This window comes from Delftia tsuruhatensis, from assembly GCF_903815225.1.
GTDB lineage: Bacteria > Pseudomonadota > Gammaproteobacteria > Burkholderiales > Burkholderiaceae_C > Comamonas > Comamonas tsuruhatensis_A.
Genome location: NZ_LR813084.1, coordinates 834,465 through 850,603, shown reverse-complemented (window position 1 = coordinate 850,603; position 16,139 = coordinate 834,465). Strand labels below are relative to the sequence as shown.

15 protein-coding genes are annotated in these 16,139 nt (G+C 71.2%); 4 read left to right on the top strand and 11 right to left on the bottom strand.

Going from position 1 to position 16,139, the window contains the following annotated elements; all coding sequences use genetic code 11:
• Nucleotides 1-13: 13 nt before the first annotated feature.
• A complete protein-coding gene (gene cbiE / locus L1Z78_RS03880; protein WP_234640245.1) occupies nucleotides 14-1,216 on the bottom strand; it encodes a precorrin-6y C5,15-methyltransferase (decarboxylating) subunit CbiE in 1,203 nt (400 codons plus the stop codon).
• On the opposite strand from cbiE, the gene L1Z78_RS03875 reads away from it, so the two are divergent.
• A complete protein-coding gene (locus tag L1Z78_RS03875; RefSeq protein ID WP_234640244.1) occupies nucleotides 1,215-1,982 on the top strand; it encodes a cobalt-precorrin-6A reductase in 768 nt (255 codons plus the stop codon). The genes cbiE and L1Z78_RS03875 overlap by 2 nt on opposite strands.
• Here the strand turns inward: L1Z78_RS03875 and cobJ are convergent.
• From cobJ to L1Z78_RS03850, 5 genes are all read right to left on the bottom strand, one after another.
• A complete protein-coding gene (gene cobJ / locus L1Z78_RS03870; RefSeq protein ID WP_234640243.1) occupies nucleotides 1,943-2,755 on the bottom strand; it encodes a precorrin-3B C(17)-methyltransferase in 813 nt (270 codons plus the stop codon). The two genes, L1Z78_RS03875 and cobJ, sit on opposite strands and share 40 nt — an antisense overlap.
• Nucleotides 2,749-3,519 carry a precorrin-2 C(20)-methyltransferase gene (gene cobI / locus L1Z78_RS03865; RefSeq protein WP_234640242.1) on the bottom strand — a complete coding sequence of 257 codons (771 nt, stop codon included), beginning with the start codon at nucleotides 3,517-3,519 and terminating at the stop codon, nucleotides 2,749-2,751. Before cobI ends, cobJ begins: the two co-directional genes overlap by 7 nt.
• A complete protein-coding gene (locus L1Z78_RS03860) occupies nucleotides 3,509-4,138 on the bottom strand; it encodes a precorrin-8X methylmutase (protein ID WP_234640241.1) in 630 nt (209 codons plus the stop codon). Before L1Z78_RS03860 ends, cobI begins: the two co-directional genes overlap by 11 nt.
• A complete protein-coding gene (gene cobG / locus L1Z78_RS03855) occupies nucleotides 4,138-5,379 on the bottom strand; it encodes a precorrin-3B synthase (protein ID WP_234640240.1) in 1,242 nt (413 codons plus the stop codon). Before cobG ends, L1Z78_RS03860 begins: the two co-directional genes overlap by 1 nt.
• 117 nt (nucleotides 5,380-5,496) lie before the next feature.
• Entirely contained in the window at nucleotides 5,497-6,039 is a 543-nt protein-coding gene (locus L1Z78_RS03850) for a phospholipase D family protein (RefSeq protein WP_234640239.1), read from the bottom strand.
• 285 nt (nucleotides 6,040-6,324) lie between these two features.
• Here L1Z78_RS03850 and L1Z78_RS03845 point away from each other — a divergent pair, with 285 nt between their 5' ends.
• From L1Z78_RS03845 to L1Z78_RS03835, 3 genes are all read left to right on the top strand, one after another.
• Nucleotides 6,325-6,960, top strand: a complete 636-nt coding sequence (locus L1Z78_RS03845; RefSeq protein ID WP_234640238.1) for an RNA polymerase sigma factor — start codon at nucleotides 6,325-6,327, stop codon at nucleotides 6,958-6,960.
• A 20-nt stretch (nucleotides 6,961-6,980) separates the two neighbouring features.
• Complete coding sequence (locus L1Z78_RS03840; protein WP_234640237.1) at nucleotides 6,981-7,985, top strand: FecR family protein; 1,005 nt, start codon at nucleotides 6,981-6,983, stop codon at nucleotides 7,983-7,985.
• A gap of 298 nt (nucleotides 7,986-8,283) precedes the next feature.
• Nucleotides 8,284-10,794 carry a TonB-dependent siderophore receptor gene (locus L1Z78_RS03835; protein WP_234640236.1) on the top strand — a complete coding sequence of 837 codons (2,511 nt, stop codon included), beginning with the start codon at nucleotides 8,284-8,286 and terminating at the stop codon, nucleotides 10,792-10,794.
• Nucleotides 10,795-10,814: 20 nt separating this feature from the next.
• Here L1Z78_RS03835 and L1Z78_RS03830 read toward each other — a convergent pair whose 3' ends face one another.
• From L1Z78_RS03830 to L1Z78_RS03810, 5 genes are all read right to left on the bottom strand, one after another.
• A complete protein-coding gene (locus tag L1Z78_RS03830; RefSeq protein WP_234640235.1) occupies nucleotides 10,815-12,143 on the bottom strand; it encodes an MFS transporter in 1,329 nt (442 codons plus the stop codon).
• A 70-nt stretch (nucleotides 12,144-12,213) separates the two neighbouring features.
• Nucleotides 12,214-13,197, bottom strand: coding sequence for a fumarylacetoacetate hydrolase family protein (locus tag L1Z78_RS03825; RefSeq protein ID WP_234640234.1), 984 nt, complete (start codon nucleotides 13,195-13,197; stop codon nucleotides 12,214-12,216).
• A gap of 16 nt (nucleotides 13,198-13,213) precedes the next feature.
• Complete coding sequence (locus tag L1Z78_RS03820; RefSeq protein WP_234640233.1) at nucleotides 13,214-14,176, bottom strand: MBL fold metallo-hydrolase; 963 nt, start codon at nucleotides 14,174-14,176, stop codon at nucleotides 13,214-13,216.
• 47 nt (nucleotides 14,177-14,223) lie between these two features.
• Nucleotides 14,224-14,424: a DUF2783 domain-containing protein gene (locus tag L1Z78_RS03815; RefSeq protein ID WP_234640232.1), complete on the bottom strand. Its 201-nt coding sequence runs from the start codon at nucleotides 14,422-14,424 to the stop codon at nucleotides 14,224-14,226.
• Between the two features lie 3 nt (nucleotides 14,425-14,427).
• Nucleotides 14,428-16,062, bottom strand: coding sequence for an FAD-dependent oxidoreductase (locus L1Z78_RS03810; RefSeq protein WP_234640231.1), 1,635 nt, complete (start codon nucleotides 16,060-16,062; stop codon nucleotides 14,428-14,430).
• Nucleotides 16,063-16,139 lie beyond the last annotated feature (77 nt).

Genomic DNA, 16,139 nt, shown 5'->3' with positions numbered 1-16,139 from the left:
GATGCCGGTGGCATCATCGCTGCCAGCTCCACTGCACCAGCGGGCGCGCGGCCTTCCAGCTGCGCATGCGGCCCAGCGGCTCGGCGCTGGCGATCTCCAGGCGCAGCAACTGGCCGCCATGGTCCGCCTGCAACTGCACCAGCAGGGCCTGGGTCTCCAGCGTCACGGCGTTGACCACCAGGCGGCAGCCGGCGGGCATCAGCGCGCGCAGGCGCTCGAACAGCGCGGCATTGAAGCCCCCGCCCACGAACACGGCCTGGGGCGCCGCCAGCGCCTGCAAGGCATCGAAGGCCTCGGGTGCCAGGCCCTGCACCACGCGCAGGCGGGATTGCAGGCCGAAGCGCGTGGCGTTGGCGCGGATGTTGTCCGCACGCGCTGGATTGCGCTCCAGGCTGATGGCCGTGCCGCCCGCCAGGCACCACTCCACGGCCACCGAGCCCGACCCGCCGCCCACGTCCCACAGGCATTCGCCGTGGCGCGGCGCCAGGGCCGCCAGGGTCAGCGCGCGGGCCGGGGCCTTGGTGATCTGGCCGTCGTTGGCATACCAGGCGTCGGGCCGGCCCGGCACCTGCGGCAGGGCGGCACCGCCCCGGGCCAGCACGGCCACGGCCACCGGGGCCTGCGCGGGGTCGGCGGCCAGGGCCTGCACGGCCTCGGCCGCAGGCCAGGCGCGGCGGCGCTCGCGCGGGCCGCCCACGGCCTCCATCACCTGCAGCCGGCTGTCGCCCCAGCCTTCCTGCACCAGCCAGCCGGCCAGCGCGGCCACGGCGGCGCCGTCGCGCAGCAGCACCAGCAGTTGGCGTTCAGGCGCCAGATGCGGCAGCAGCTGCTGCACCTGGCCGGCATGCAGGCCCAGGCAAACCGTGGCCTCCAGCCTCCAGCCCAGGCGGGCCGCGAGCAGCGAAAATGTCGAGGGTTGGGCGTGGCAGCGCCATTCCTGCGGCGCCAGGTGCGCCGCCAGGCTGCCGCCCGCCCCGTACCAGAACGGATCGCCCGAGGCCAGCACCACCGTGGGCCGGCCCCGGCAGGCCAGCACGGGCGCCACGTCGAAAGGCACGGGCCAAGGCCGGCCGCGCTCGCCCACCCGGGCCAGCGCCAGGTGGCGCGGCCCGCCGAAGACGGTGTCGGCGGCGTCCAGCGCGCGCCGGGCGGCGGGCGCCAGGCCGTCCAGGCCGTCCTCGTTCAGGCCTATCAATGTCAACCAGGGATCAGTCATGCCCCATGTTCTCCTGCTGGGCGGCACCAGCGGCGCCAGCCAGCTGGCCCAGGCCCTGCACCGCGCCGGCATCGCCGCCGTGTTCTCGTATGCGGGCGTCACCCGGGCGCCCGTGGCCCAGCCCCTGCCCACGCGCGTGGGCGGCTTCGGCGGTGCCGAAGGCCTGGCGCAGTTTCTGCGCGCGCAGGCCATCAGCCATGTGGTCGATGCCACCCACCCGTTTGCCGCCCAGATGAGCCGCAACGCCTGCGCGGCCTGCGCCGCCACGGGCACGCCCCTGCTGGCGCTGGAGCGCGCGCCCTGGCAACCCCAGGCCGGCGAACGCTGGGTGGACGTTCCCGACATGGCAGCGGCTGCCACCGCCCTGCCCCAGGCACCCGCACGGGTTTTCCTGGCCGTGGGCCGCAAGCAGCTGGACGCCTTTGCCAGCCAGCCGCAGCACCATTACCTGCTGCGACTGGTCGATGCGCCCGCCCCCGGCAGCCTGCCCCTGCCCCGCACCTCGGTGGTGCTGGGCCGCGGCCCGTTCAGCGCCGCCGATGACGCGGCGCTGCTGCGTACGCACGGCATCGAATGGCTGGTGGCCAAGAACGCGGGCGGCGAGGCCACGCGCGGCAAGCTCGATGCCGCGCGTGGCCTGGGCCTGCCCGTGGTGATGGTCCAGCGCCCCGGCCTGCCCGACCGTCCGCGCACCGAGTCGGTACAGGCGGTGCTGCACTGGGTCGCTCATGGCGCGCTGCCCGGGGAGCCGCCATCCATGCCGTAGTGGCGCGGCGTGTAGACCCAGCGCCCCACGTGGCGCGTGCTGCTGTTGCCCACCAGCACCACGGTGCGCATGTCGGCCATCTCGGGCCGGGCCTCGGCCAGCGTGCACACGCGCAGCTGCTCGTCGGGCGTGGACACGGCACGCGCGAACACCAGCAGGCGCTGCGGCTCGCAATGGGCGCGCAGCAGCTCCAGCAGGCGCACGAAGCCCTCGGGCCGGCTTCGGGAGCGCGGGTTGTAGAAGGCCATGGCGAAATCGGCCTCGGCGGCCAGTTGCACGCGCCGCGCGATCACGGGCCAGGGCTTGAGGTTGTCCGACAGATTGATGCAGCAAAAATCATGGCCCAGCGGCGCGCCGGCCCGCGCGGCAGCGGCCAGCATGGCGGTGATGCCGGGCAGCACCTGCACGTCCAGCGCCTGCCACTGTGCGGCCTCTGCGGATTCGGCAGGCCCTGCGGATTCGATGGCCTCGAACACGGCCGAAGCCATGGCGAAAACGCCCGGATCGCCCGAGGACACGACCACCACCTGCCGCCCCTGGGCCGCCAGCGCCAGCGCCTGGCGCGCACGCTCCAGCTCCACGCGGTTGTCCGAGGCATGCCAGGCCACGCGGCCGGCGTCTCCTGCCCCTTCCACCAGCGCCCGGGCGCGCGCCACATAGGGCAGGTAGCCGACCACGTCGGTGGCGGTCTGCAGGGCCTGCGCCACTTCGGGCGTGATCTGTTGCAGCGCGCCCGGCCCCAGGCCAGCCACGGTCAGCCGCCCGCTCACCATGCGGCCTCCGGCCGGCGGCCCTGGCCGTGCACGAGCACGATGGCGAAGTAGGGGCAGGCGTCGTCGGCCACCTCGGCCAGGCGCGCCACCTGCTCGCTGTCGGTGGTGCCGTTCTGCACCAGCCAGGCGGCATCGAGCCGGCCCGCGCGCTGCAGGGCGCGGCGGATGCGCGGCAGGTTGCGGCCCACCTTCATGACCACCAGGGCCTCGGCCGAGTCCATGCGGCGCACCAGCTCGTCCTCGGACAGGGTGCCGGTCATCACGCTGAGCACGTCGTCGCCCCAGGTGATGGGCTCGCCCGTGGCGTGCCAGCAGCCCACCATGCCGGGAATGCCGGGCACCACCTCCAGCGCCACCCGGCCGCGTTCGCGCAGCCGGGTGTACAGGTGCATGAAGGAGCCGTAGAGGAACGGGTCGCCCTCGCACAGCACCACCACCTGCTCGGTGCGCGCCAGGGTTTCCAGGCGCAGGCACCAGTCATCGTAGAAGCGCGCCAGCAGGTCCACATAGTCCGCGCTGTCCACGGGCAGCTCGGTGGTCACCGGGTATTCCATGGCGTGCTCGGCGGCGTCTTCGGCCAGCAGGCCGGCCACCAGCTGGCGGGCCTTGCCGGGCCGGCCCTTCTTGCGGAAGAACGCCACCTGGCGCGCACCGCGCACCAGGCGATCGGCCTTGACGCTCATCAGTTCCGGGTCGCCCGGGCCCAGGCCCACGCAGACGATGCCAGGCCCGCCCTGGCTGGGGCGCAGCGGCTCACTCGACATGGCTGGCCAGCGCGTTGACGGCCGCCACGGTGATGGCCGAGCCGCCCAGGCGGCCACGCACCACCACCGAGGGCACGGGCAGGTCCTGCATCAGCGCCTCCTTGGATTCCATGGCGCCGACAAAGCCCACGGGGCAGCCGATGATGGCCGCCGGCCGGGGACAGTCGGGCTGCTGCAGCATGTTCAGCAGATGGAACAGCGCCGTGGGCGCATTGCCGATGGCCACCACGGCGCCGGCCAGGTGGGGGCGCCACAGCTCCAGCGCGGCGGCGCTGCGCGTATTGCCCATCTCGCGGGCCAGCGCGGGCACGCGCTCGTCGTTCAGCGTGCAGATGACGGGATTGGCGGCGGGCAGGCGGGAGCGGGTGATGCCTTCGCTGACCATGCGCACATCGCACAGCACGGGCGCGCCCTGCTGCAGGGCCTGCGCGGCGGCCTCGGCCATGCCGGGAGAAAAGGCCACGTGCGGGGCCAGCTCCACCATGCCGGCGGCGTGGATCATGCGCACCACCACGCGCTCTTCCATGGGGGAGAAGCGCTCCAGCGCCGCCTCCCGGCGGATGGTGGCAAAGGATTGCCGGTAGATCTCGGCGCCATCGGTTTCGTAGCGGTGCAGCATTATTCTTTTGAAAACAGCAATCCCGGATTGTCTCGCACCGCGGCCAGGGTCTGCTGCTCCTGCGCCCTATCCCCGGCCCTGCCATGGCGTACCACGGCATAGACCGGGCCTTGTCCCTGCTGTTCTTCGGCGCGCAGCACCACGCTGGCCGGCGCCTGGCGCGCACACCCCTTGGCGCAGCCCGTCACGTGCAGATGGGCGCCTTCGGGCACCTGCGCCGCCAGCTCCAGCGCCAGGGCCTGCGTGGGGCCCAGCGCCTGGGTGCAGCCGGGCGCCCCCGTGCAGGCCGACACGCGCAGGCGCGGGTCCCGGGCCTCGGTGATCCAGTCGCTGGCGCCGTCCAGGCCCGCGGCGGCCCACCAGGCAGGCCGCTGTGCACCGGCCGCCGGGTCTTCCAGCAGCAGCATGCGCCAGGGCGTGGCACGCAGGCAGGTGGCGCCCGGCAGGGCGCGCAGCAGCAGCGCCAGGGCCTCGGCCCGCAGCCGGCCCAGCGGCGCCCCCACCAGCCAGCCCAGGCCGGGCACGGCACCCGGAGCAGGCCCTTCGCCGTGCACGGCAGGCTGTGCCGCCACCCAGGCCATGCCTGGTGGCGGCTCCAGCGCCTCCGCCACGGCCGCCATGCGACCGGGCCGCAGACCCTGTGCCCGGCGTCGGGCCGCCTGTCCAGCGAACCAGCGCGCCAGCACGAGGCCGACGGCCACGGCCTGGCCTGCATCGGCCACGGCCAGCGCCTGGCCGCGACCGTCGGGCTGCACCAGCCACCCCGTGGATGCGCGCTGCAGACGGATATCGGCCGACACGCCTGCCAGCCGGCCCTGCGAGCCCTCCACGGACCAGCCGAACTTGGCGGGCAGGCCCGCCAGATCGTCGGCGTCGTCCAGCGCCTGCTGCAGCGCCCGGCCCAGCGCATGGACCTGTTCCTGCGGCTGGCACAGCGGATCGACCACCAGGTTGCGCCGCCGCTCGCGGCCCGCATCGGCATCGAGCAGGCCCGCCGCCGCCAGCGCGCGCAGCACGGCGCCATGGCGCTCGGGCGCAATGCCGCGCAGCTGCACATTGGCGCGGCTGGACAGCTCCAGCGCCCCATTGCCATGCACCAGGGCCAGCCGCGCCAGCCTGCGCGCCTGCGCCACCGTCAGTCGCCCCAGCGGCGGGCGCACACGCACCACCAGCCCGTCGCCGGAGGCCATGGGCTGCCAGGCGCCGGGGCACCAGCCTTGGATGTGGGGGGTGGGGTTCATGGGAAGGGCACAGGAGGGACCGCCGTCCGGGCGCAACTGTACGACGAGCAAGCTGCCCCGTTGCACCGCCAGGCCTTGGGCTGGGCAGCAATCGCCATTTTCTTGATCAGACACCCGTCATCGCTCGGGATAGGGCTTGCCCAGATCCCAGCGCGACCGCCAGTGCGCCACATACTGGCTCGCGACATCGGGCATGCCCCGGATGACGACGACGTTCTCGGAATTGGCCGTCTCGGCCGATGGCGCATAGTTGAAGGAGCCTGTCTGCACCGTCTCGCCGTCCACGATGATCGTCTTGTCGTGGTGGATGTGGAAATGGTCGTTGGTGCGCAGTTCCACGCCGCCGGCTGTCACGGCGTCCATGGCCTTCCTGCTGGTCTTGCCCAGGTTGCGCTTTTTGTCGATGACCACGCGCACCTGAACGCCGCGCTTGCGGGCATCGACCAGCGCCTGCACGATATCGGGGGCCTGGAAGGCGTAGGCCAGCATCTGGATGCTGCGCTGCGCGCTGCCTATGGTCTCCAGCACCAGCGTGCGCGCCGAGCCTTCGGGCGAGAAGCCGACCTGGACGCCGGGCTCGGCCGGTGCCTGGGCCTGGGCTTGCCCCAGCAGGGGAAGGCCCAGCAGGAACGCGAGGGCAATGCATCTGGGGGTTGTCATTCTTTCATCCTCGGAACAGGTATCTCCGACAGCACCAGGGGTCTCCAAGGCGGGATTGTGACCATGAATCCTTTGGCATGTGCTGAATCGCATCAATGCGAATCAGTCTCAGTACAATCGCCGCAACCTTCCGCCCTGGACTCCGCAGACCACCATGCCCTGGCCGCTGCTGCGCCAGCGCCCCGCCCCCGTGCCGCCACCCTTGCCGACTGCCGACATACTGCGCTTCCCCCAGCCTCCGGCCCGGGGGGCCGTGCCATGCACGCACGGCGCAGGGCAGAGGTCATGAAGCGCGACCCCCTGGCCGCCGCGCAGGGCGGCATGGTCCCCGCCTCCCCGCTGGCCGCGCTCTATGCGCGCTGGCGCCAGCCGCTGGTACGGCTGCTGCAGGGGCGCCTGGGCAGCCGCGCACAGGCCGAGGACACGGCGCAGCAGGTGTTCACCCAGATGGCTGCCTCGGGCCGCCTGCCGGAGGAAGGCAAGGAACAGGCCTACCTGAGCCGCGCCGCCAGCAATCTCGCCGTGGACCAGTGGCGCAGGCAAGGCGGAGAGCGGGCCATCGCCACCGTGCCGGCCGATGACGGCGGCGAGGAACGGCTGGAACAGCCCGCCGATGACAGCCACGACCCCGTCCACCAGGCCCAGAACCGACAGTACCTGGCCCGCCTGGAGGACGCGCTGGGCGAGCTGTCCGGGCGCCAGCGCGAGGCCTTCACGCTGCACATCCTGGAGGGCCTCACGCAGGAGCAGGTCGCGCAGCGCATGGCCATCTCGGTGCGCATGGTGGCCCGGCATGTGAGCCGGGCCTATGCCTACTGCGAACTTCGGCTCCAATACGGGAGCATGGAGCAGATGCGGCGCCTGACCGCCGACACCGCGCCAGACCCCGAACAGGCCCCCGGATGCGGCCCCACGCCATGAACAAGACACCGCCCCCAGGAATGGCGCCAGACACACTGGTGGACCTGCACGAGACCGCCGCCGACTGGTTCACCCGCCGCCAGACACCGGGCTGGACGGCCGCGGACGAGCGCGCTCTCGACGCATGGCTGCAGGCCGACCCATTCCACCGCGACATCTTCGACAGCATGGGCCGCACGCGGCAATTGTTCGCTCGACTCCAGCAGGCCAGGGACGATGCGCAGGCGCAAGGCGCTCCCCAGGTCCCGTCGCCCCGGTCCCGGGTGCCCACTGCCCTGCGCCCGCGCCGCCGGACCGGCGCCTTCGCGGCGGCGGCCCTGGCCTGCTGCTGCGTCCTGCTGCTGGGGGGATGGCATCTTTGGGACAACACCGCCCGCTACACGCTGCGGATGGCCACGGGCCCTGGCGAGACGCGCGAAGTCGATCTCCCCGATGGCAGCCGCGTGGCCTTGAATTTCGACAGCAGCTTGCAGGTGCACTACTACCCGCGCCGCCGTGAGGTGGTGCTGGACCAGGGAGAAGCCTTCTTCGAGGTCGCACCCGATGCGGCGCGCCCCTTCACCGTGGACTCGGGCCGCAGCCGGGTGAAGGTCGTGGGCACGGCCTTCAACGTGCGTGCCGCGCCGCCGCGCCTGGTGGTCAAGGTGCTGCGCGGCAAGGTCGAGGTCAGGGCGGACCGCGATGACGCCGACGCTCCGGCGTTGCTGCTGGGCGCGAATGCGGGCGTCGCCATCGATCCGGAGACGGGCAGCCACGCACCGGTGGCCGCACCCGCGGACTCGGTGGGCGACTGGCGCAGCGGACAGCTGCGCTTCAAGCGCACGCCGCTGGCCGAGGTGGCCCAGGAGCTGTCCCGCTACCTGGGCAGGCCCGTGCTGCTCGCGTCCGAGGAACTCGGCCACCTGCCGGTGTCCGCCTTTTTCTCCACGGCCTCGCCCGAGCCCTTCATCGAGCTGCTGCCCGACCTGATCCCGGTGCGCGTGCGCAGACAGCCATCGGGCGAATGGCTGATCGCCAGTCGCTGACACAAAGATACATATTGTTTCAATTAAAGGCGGCGCGGCAGGTTCATGCCTTCGCCGAAATCCTCGTCTTCAACGGATGGGGACCGGATTTCCGGGCTCCCCCGGCTGCCAGCCAACAGGATCGAAGCAGGACTTCGCCCCCAGCCAACGGCAGCAAACGCGGTGCGCCGCGTGCGCAGGTGGGCGAGCGAGCCTTTGCGGCATGGCCTGGTGGGCATGTCCGGCGAGGGCCGCCCCACTGCACGCGCGGTGCGATCTGGCGCATGAGCGCCATGCAATGAAGATGCAGGATTCAAACGTGAAGCGGGCAAGACAACTGAGAGGGGCCCTGATGGGCCAGGTGCTGACAGCCAGTGTGCAGGGCAGCCATGGAGGGGCATTCTGGGCAGGCGCACGCCATGCGGCCATGCCGCTGCTGGTGGCGGGCGCCGTGGCAGCCATGGCGCTGCCAGCCGCAGCACAGGCGCAGGAGGCACGGATGCAGTTCGACATCGCGGCCCAGCCGCTGGCCACCGCGCTGGGCGTGTTCGGCAAGCAGGCGCGCCAGCAGGTGCTGTTCGACGAGGCCGATCTGGCCGGGCGCAGCGCACAGGCCGTCAAGGGCCTGCTGACGCCGCGCCAGGCGCTGCAGCAGCTGCTGGGTGGCTCGGGCCTGGCCATCGCCACCGAGCGCAACGGCGGCTTCACCCTCAAGCCCGCGCCCCGGCCCGCCGCCGGCACGCAGGTGCTGGGCGAAGTCCAGGTGACGGCGCAGGCCCTGCGCAGCGCCTCCACCGAAGGCACGGGCGCCTATGCGGCGCGGGCCGTGAGCATGGGCAAGAGCGAGCAGGCGCTCAAGGACATGCCCCAGTCCATCAGCGTGGTGACCGACCAGCTCATGAAGGAGCAGAACATCACCTCGGTCTACGAGGCCCTGGCCAGCACCACGGGCATCACCCTGCTGCAAAGCCCGCAGGGCGGCAAGTACATCTATGCACGCGGCTTCGACGTGACCAGCATGCAGTACGACGGCATTCCCGTGGAGCGCCTGTACGGCCGTGCCAGCAATTACGCGGGCAGCTCGGTCATCTACGACCGCGTGGAGGTGCTGCGCGGCGCCAACGGCCTCATGCAGGGCGGGGGCGACCCCGGCGGCGCCGTCAACCTGGTGCGCAAGCGCCCGCTGGCGGAGTCGGGGGTCAGCGTCATGGCCAGGGCCGGTTCCTGGGACCGCTACGGCGCCCAGGTGGATGCCAGCGGCACGCTCAACCAGGAAGGCACGCTGCGCGGCCGTGCCGTGCTGGACCGCCAGGACGAGCACTCCTTCATCGACTATGTGAACAGCCGGAACACCACGCTGTACGGCACGCTGGACTACCGGCTGTCGGCGGACACGCAGCTGAGCCTGGGTGGCAGCCTCGAAAGCATGAAGGGCCGCCCCTTCATCTCGGGCCTGCCGCGCTATGCCAACGGCACGGACATCGGCCTGCCGCGTTCCACCTTCCTGGGCGCCGACTGGAACCGGCAGGACAACTCCAACAAGGCCTTGTACGCCGACCTGACGCACCAGTTCAATGACCGCTGGCGCGCCAAGGTCTCGGCCATCTATCTGCGCGAGGAGCTGGACCTGAAGTACGCGGCCTCGCTGCGCTCGGTCAACCCGGCCACCATGCTGGGCGGCAACACCCCGGCCATGACCCGGTCCCACATGAACGCCATGGGCCTGGACGCCCACCTGACGGGCGACATCGACGCCTTCGGCCGCCAGCATGAAGTGGTGCTGGGCGCCACCTACAACCGCTCGCGTGCCGACACCACCTACAGCGCGTTCACCACGGCCAGTCCCATCGACGTCACCGCACCCAACGCGCACATCGCCGAGCCTGGCGACGAGGCCCTGGCCGCCGTGTTCAACGAGAACCGCCTCGCCCGGACCGAGCAGACCAGCCTCTACGGCGCGCTGCGCCTGCAACTGAGCGATCCGCTCAAGCTGGTCGTGGGCACGCGCCTGAGCCGCTACGCCACCGACTGGGACACCTACAGCCGCACGGCCGGCGGGCTCAGCGTGAGCAAGGCTCCCCAGGGCGACACGAAGCTGATGCCGTTCGCAGGCGCCATCTACGCCATCGATCCGCAGTGGTCGACCTATGCCAGCTATTCGACCATCTTCAAGCCGCAGGCGCTGCTCGACGAGGCCGGCCGCAACCTCAAGCCCATCACCGGGGACACCTACGAGATCGGCATCAAGGGCGAGCTGATGGACAAGCGCGTGAACACCTCCCTGGCGCTGTACCGCGTGAACCAGAACCACCGCGCGCAGGAAGACCTCTCCACCAGCCCCACCTGCCGCGACGGCTACTACTGCTATACCGACACCGGCAAGGTCCGCAGCCAGGGCCTGGACGCCGAGATCAGCGGCGAACTGACACGCGGCTGGAAGCTGTTCGCGGGCTACACCTACAACAGCAACAAGTACGCCCAGGACATCAGCAGCGAGGGCAAGAGCTTCAACACCTACACGCCCAGGCACCTGCTGCGCGTGTGGAGCACCTACCGCCTGCCAGGCACATGGAGCGACTTCACCATCGGCGGCGGCGTGAATGCCCAAAGCTCCAACTACCGCCAGGTGGGTGTGGTGGCCGTCACCGTACCGGGCCGCGCCGTCTGGAACAGCCACGTGCGCTACCGCATCAACCGGCAGTGGGAAGCGTCGCTGAACTTCAACAACATGTTCGACAAGACCTACTACGTCTCCGTGGGCAACCTGCTCAACAGCAGCCACTACGGCGAGCCCCGCAATGTGATGCTGACGCTGCGCGGATCGTTCTGAGGCGGCGCGACGGCCCGTGTTCAGCCTGCATCGTCCAGGCTGGCGCCGGGCCGGTCCTGCACGCAGGACACGGCGATGAAGGAGATGGCGGCCATCGCCACGATGTAGGCCCCCACCAGCCACGACCGGCCCCAGGTGGCGATGATCGACTGCGCGATGGTCGCGGCAAAGGCCCCGCCCAGGATGGAGCCCAGCGCGTAGCCGACCGAGACGCCCGAGTAGCGCACCCGGGCTGGAAACATCTCGGCATACAGGGCCGCCTGGGGACCGTAGGTCAGGCCCAGCGGCACCGACAGCACCAGCAGCGCGAGGAGGAACCAGCCGATCTGGCCGGTATCGACCAGCAGCCACAGCGGAATCGCCCATACCGCCAGCACCACGTAGCCGATCTGGAAGGTGCGCACCCGCCCGATGCGATCGCCCAGCAGGCCGCCGGCCAGCGTGGACAGCAGCCATCCGAAGGCCGCTGCCGTGCAGGCGGCCAGCAGCTGCTGCGGCGGCAGTTGCAGCACCCGCTGGCCGTAGCTGAGGAAGTAGGCCACCAGCAGGTAGCCAGCGGCGTTGTTGCCCACGAAGATCAGGGCCGTCAGCAGCACCTGGCGGCGGTGGTGGCGCCACAGATGGCCCAGCGGCGCGGCCGATTCGCGGCGGCGCTGGTGCATGCGCAGGAACACGGGCGACTCCTGCACCGAGCGGCGGATCAGGCCGCCGACCACCACCAGCGCCACCGAGAACAGAAAGGGCAGGCGCCAGCCCCATTCCACAAAGCGCTCCTTGCCCAGGATGGCGGTCACCACCCACAGCACGCCGGTGGCGGCGATCATGCCCAGGGGCACGCCGATCTGCGGAAAGGCGCCGAAGAAGGAGCGCCTGCCGGCCGGCGCATGCTCCACCGCCATCAGGGCCGCGCCGCCCCACTCGCCCCCGGCCGAAAAGCCCTGCAGCACGCGCAGCAGGATCAGCAGCACGGGCGCCCACAGGCCGATCTGCGCATAGCCGGGCAGCAGGCCGATCAGCGTGGTGGCCGCGCCCATCAGGATCAGCGTGCCCGACAGCACGGCCTTGCGGCCGAAGCGGTCTCCCAGATGCCCGCAGACGATGGCGCCCAGCGGGCGGAACAGAAAGGCCACGCCGACGGTGGCGAAGGCCAGCAGCAGCGACAGGCCGGGATTGTCCTGGGCGAAGGGCGTGAAGAACAGCGGCCCCAGCACCAGGCCCGCGGCCTGTGCGTAGATGAAGTAGTCGTACCACTCGATGGTGGTGCCGACCAGCGTGGCGGTCAGCACTTTGCGGTCTTCGCGTGACCGCGCCGTCTGCTGGGGCAGCGGCAGGGAGGCGGTGGTAGGCATGCTTGTCTCCTTGGCGTTTGAATGGGACCGGTCTGCGCCGGCCTGGGGCCTGTCCGGGTGGGAGGCGGCCTCATGCCCCGCCGATCCGCACCACCTGCTCGATGGCGCCGAAGAGGCTGGCGCCGTCACCGTCGCGCATCTCGATGCGCACGCGGTCGCCGTGCCGCAGGAAGGGCGTGCGCATGCAGCCCTCGCGCAGCTGCTCGCGCACGCGGGCTTCGACCAGGCAGCACACGCCGACCACATCGCTGCGGTTGGAGACGGTGCCGCTGCCCAGCACGGTGCCGGCCACCAGCCGGCGCGTGCGGGCCGCGTGGGCGATCAGCTGGCCGAAGTGGAACTGCATTTCCTCGCCGGCCTGCGGGCAGCCGATCTGGCGGCCGTTGAGCCAGACCTCCATGGCGCGGTGCAGCTTGCCGCCATGCCAATGCGCACCCAGTTCATCGGGCGTGACGAGCACGGGCGACAGCGCCGAGGCCGGCTTGGATTGAACAAAGCCAAAACCCTTGGCCAGTTCGGGCACGACCAGATTGCGCAGCGTGATGTCATTGACCAGGCCCAGCAGGCGCACATGGCCGAGCGCGGCCTGGGCATCGACGCCCAGTGGCACGTCGCCCGTCACCACGGCGACCTCGGCCTCCAGGTCCACGCCCAGTTCCTCGCTGGCCGCCACGATGTCGTCGCACGGCCCCATGAAGTCGTCGGAGCCGCCCTGGTACATCACCGGATCGACCAGGAAGGACGGCGGCATCTCGCCGCCGCGCGCGCGGCGCGTGAGGTCCACGTGGTTGAGGTAGGAGGAGGCATCCAGCCACTGGTAGGCGCGCGGCAGCGGCGCGGCGCAGTGCCGGGGATCGAAGGGCCGTGCAGGCCCGGCGCCTGCGTTCAGCGCCTCGTACTGCGCGCGCAGGCCGGGCAGCACGTCGTCCCAGCGGTCCAGCGCCTGCTGCATCGTGGCGGCCAGTTCGGGCACGGTGCGCATGCGCCGCAGGTCGCGGCTGACGACGGCAAGGCAGCCGTCGCGGCTGGCGTTCCTGAGGGTGGCGAGTTTCATGGAAGACTCCTTTTCTTCAGTCGTTGAGGGCGGCCCACATCTCGCGGTCGCGCTCGGCGGTCCATATGCGCGGCTGCGCAATGCCGCTGGCCTCGTCGTAGGCGCGCGAGACGTCGAACGGGATGCAGTGCTCGTAGATGAAGACCTGGCCGAATTCGGGGTCCATGGCGCGGCGCGTGGCGGCATAGACCTCGCGCAGCGACTGGCCGGCGCGCACGCCGTCCTGCGCGCAGCGGTACAGGGTCTGCACCCAGCGCCGCGTGTAGTCGATGGCGGCGAGGCTGTCCTGCGGCGTGCGCAGCGCCGGCCCCCGGCCCGGCACCAGTTGTGCAGGCTGCAGGGCCTGCAGCGCGTCCAGCGTGGCGGGCCACTGCGCCAGGTGGGCGTCGCCGGTGTAGACGCCGGCATTGAACTCCACCAGGTCGCCCGAAAAGCAGATGCCCTGCGCAGGAATCCAGGCGATGGTGTCGCCCCGGGTATGGCCCGCGCCCAGGTGCATCAGCCGCACTTCGAGGGTGCCCAGGAACAGGGTCAGCGCGCGCTCGAAGACCACGGTCGGCCAGGTCAGGCCCGGAATGGTTTCGGCCGACTGGAACAGCCGGGGAAAGCGGCCGATCTCGGAGTCCATGTCGGCCTGCCCGCGCTCGGCGATCAGCTCCCGCGTGCCCTGGCTGGCGAACACGTTGACGGCGCCCTCGGCCGCATAGGCCGAGGCCCCCAGCACGCGCACCGCGTGGTAATGCGTGAGCAGCACATGGCGTATCGGCTTGTCGGTGACCGAGCGGATGGCGCGGATCAGGCCCTGCGCCATGGCGGGCGTGGCCGTGGCGTCGATGACCATCACGCTGTCGTCGCCGATGATCACGCCGGAGTTGGGGTCGCCCTCGGCGGTATAGGCATAGGCGTTGTCGGACAGGCGTTCGAAGGTGATCTTCCTGTCGGCCAGGTCGGCATGGGAGGCGAAGGCTTTGCGGTTCATGGGGGTTCCTGCAGGCGGTGGGGTGAAGAAGGGGGGGGGTGGCGTGCTCAGGCGATGGCCAGGGCCAATGCCTGCCCGCGCATGGCTTCGCCGATGGCTGCCTGCACGGCGGCGGGATCGCCCACGCGCTCGGCCAGCAGCAGCACCAGGCGCGCCAGCCGGTCGCGCTGCACGGCGGGGTCGGGCACATCGGTCAGGGCGATCAGGTGTTCGAGCAGGTCGTCGAGCTGGGGCTGGGTGGCGGGCATGGGTCAGGCCTCCTCGCGAACGCTGTCTTCCTGCCCCAGGGCGGCGTGCAGCCATTCGCCGATGGTGTGCAGCGCATCGGCGGCCACCACGGCCATCACATGCTGGTCGGGCCGGATCAGCCAGACGGCCGCACCCTCGCCGGCCCGGGACTGCAACTGGCGCCGCAGCGCGGCGCGCCCTGCGCCATCGCAGTGCCGGCCCACGGCCACCCACTGCAGCAGCGGATGCGAGGGCCGCCAGGGCGGTGGCTCATCGTCCATGACCAGGGCGGTGAACCAGGGGCCCAGAAGCGCGTGCAGTGAGACCGCGCCGGCCGCTTCGCGCCGCAGCACCACGTTCGGCAAGGCCATGCCGGCAAGCGCCGTCCCGCTGCGCACCAGGCGGGAAGCCGGATAGACGGCCGGCATGCACAGCCGCCCGGTATTGACCATGCGGGCCGCCCAGTCATGCGACGGGGCCAGCGCGATGATGGCCTCGCGCCACAGCGCGGCCGAGGCCTGCGGACCCGGATGCACAAAGCGCGCGGCGCGGCGGGCCTGGCGGATGTTCTCCAGCGCCGCATGCCTGCGTTCATGGGCGTAGCTGTCGATGAGTACGTCGCCGGCCTGGCCCTGCAAGTGCAGCGCCAGCTTCCAGCCCAGGTTGTCGGCATCCTGGATGCCGCCGTTGCCGCCGCGTGCCCCAAAGGGCGCGACAAGGTGGGCCGCGTCGCCGACGAAGAACACGCGGCCGCTGCGCATCTGCTCCAGGCATTCATGGCGGTAGCTCCAGGCGCCGGACCAGGCAATGTCGAAGTCCACGCCCTCGCCCACCAGCCGCGCCACGCGGGCACGCATGGCGGCCTCGGTGGTGGCGACGCCAGCGTCCTCGCCGGGGGCCAGCTGGAAGTCCAGGCGCCAGGTGTCGTCCGCCATCTTGTGGCGCCACACGGCGCGCCCGCCATTGGCGCCGGCATCCAGCCAGGTCCAGCGCTCCTCGGGCCACCGGCCTGTGCGCAGCACGATGTCGATGATGATCCAGCGGTCCTCGGTGCGGTCATACACCTGCGGCTGAAGGCCCAGCGCAGTGCGCACGCCGCTGTGGGCGCCGTCGCAGGCCAGCACCCATTGCGCCCGGGTGCGGTAGCCGCCGTCGGGCGTGGCCACTTGCAGTTCCACGCAGTCGCCCAGCGGCTTGACCGCCTGGACCTGGTTGAGCCAGCGCAACTCGGCCAGGGGTTCGCGCTGCAAGGCCTCGACCAGGAATTTCTCGACGTAGTACTGCTGAAGGTTGGCGAAGCCGTTGTGGCGGACATCGGGCTGCTCCTGCAGGCGAAAGCAGGTGACGGCCTCGTCCCGGCACAGCACGCGCCCGAGGTTCCAGCGCACGCCCTTGGACACGACCGCGCCGGCCACGCCTAGCCGCTCGAAGATGTCCAGCGTGCGCTGTGCCCAGACCATGCCGCGCGAGGCCAGGCCGCGCACGCCCACGGTGTTGTCGTCGTCCAGCACCACGACGCGCACGCCGCGCCGCGCCAGGTCGAGCGCGGCCGTCAGTCCGCTCAGGCCCGCGCCGACGATGGCGACCGGATGGGGCTCGGCCCGTGCGACATCGAGTTCCCGTGGCCGTCTGTATGGATAGACAGGTAGTTGTTGCATCGATGGACCGTCCGATAGCGGCGTTCTATAGTGGGTGAGACCACTCTAGAAGTCCGCGCGTACACCGTCTGTCCTAT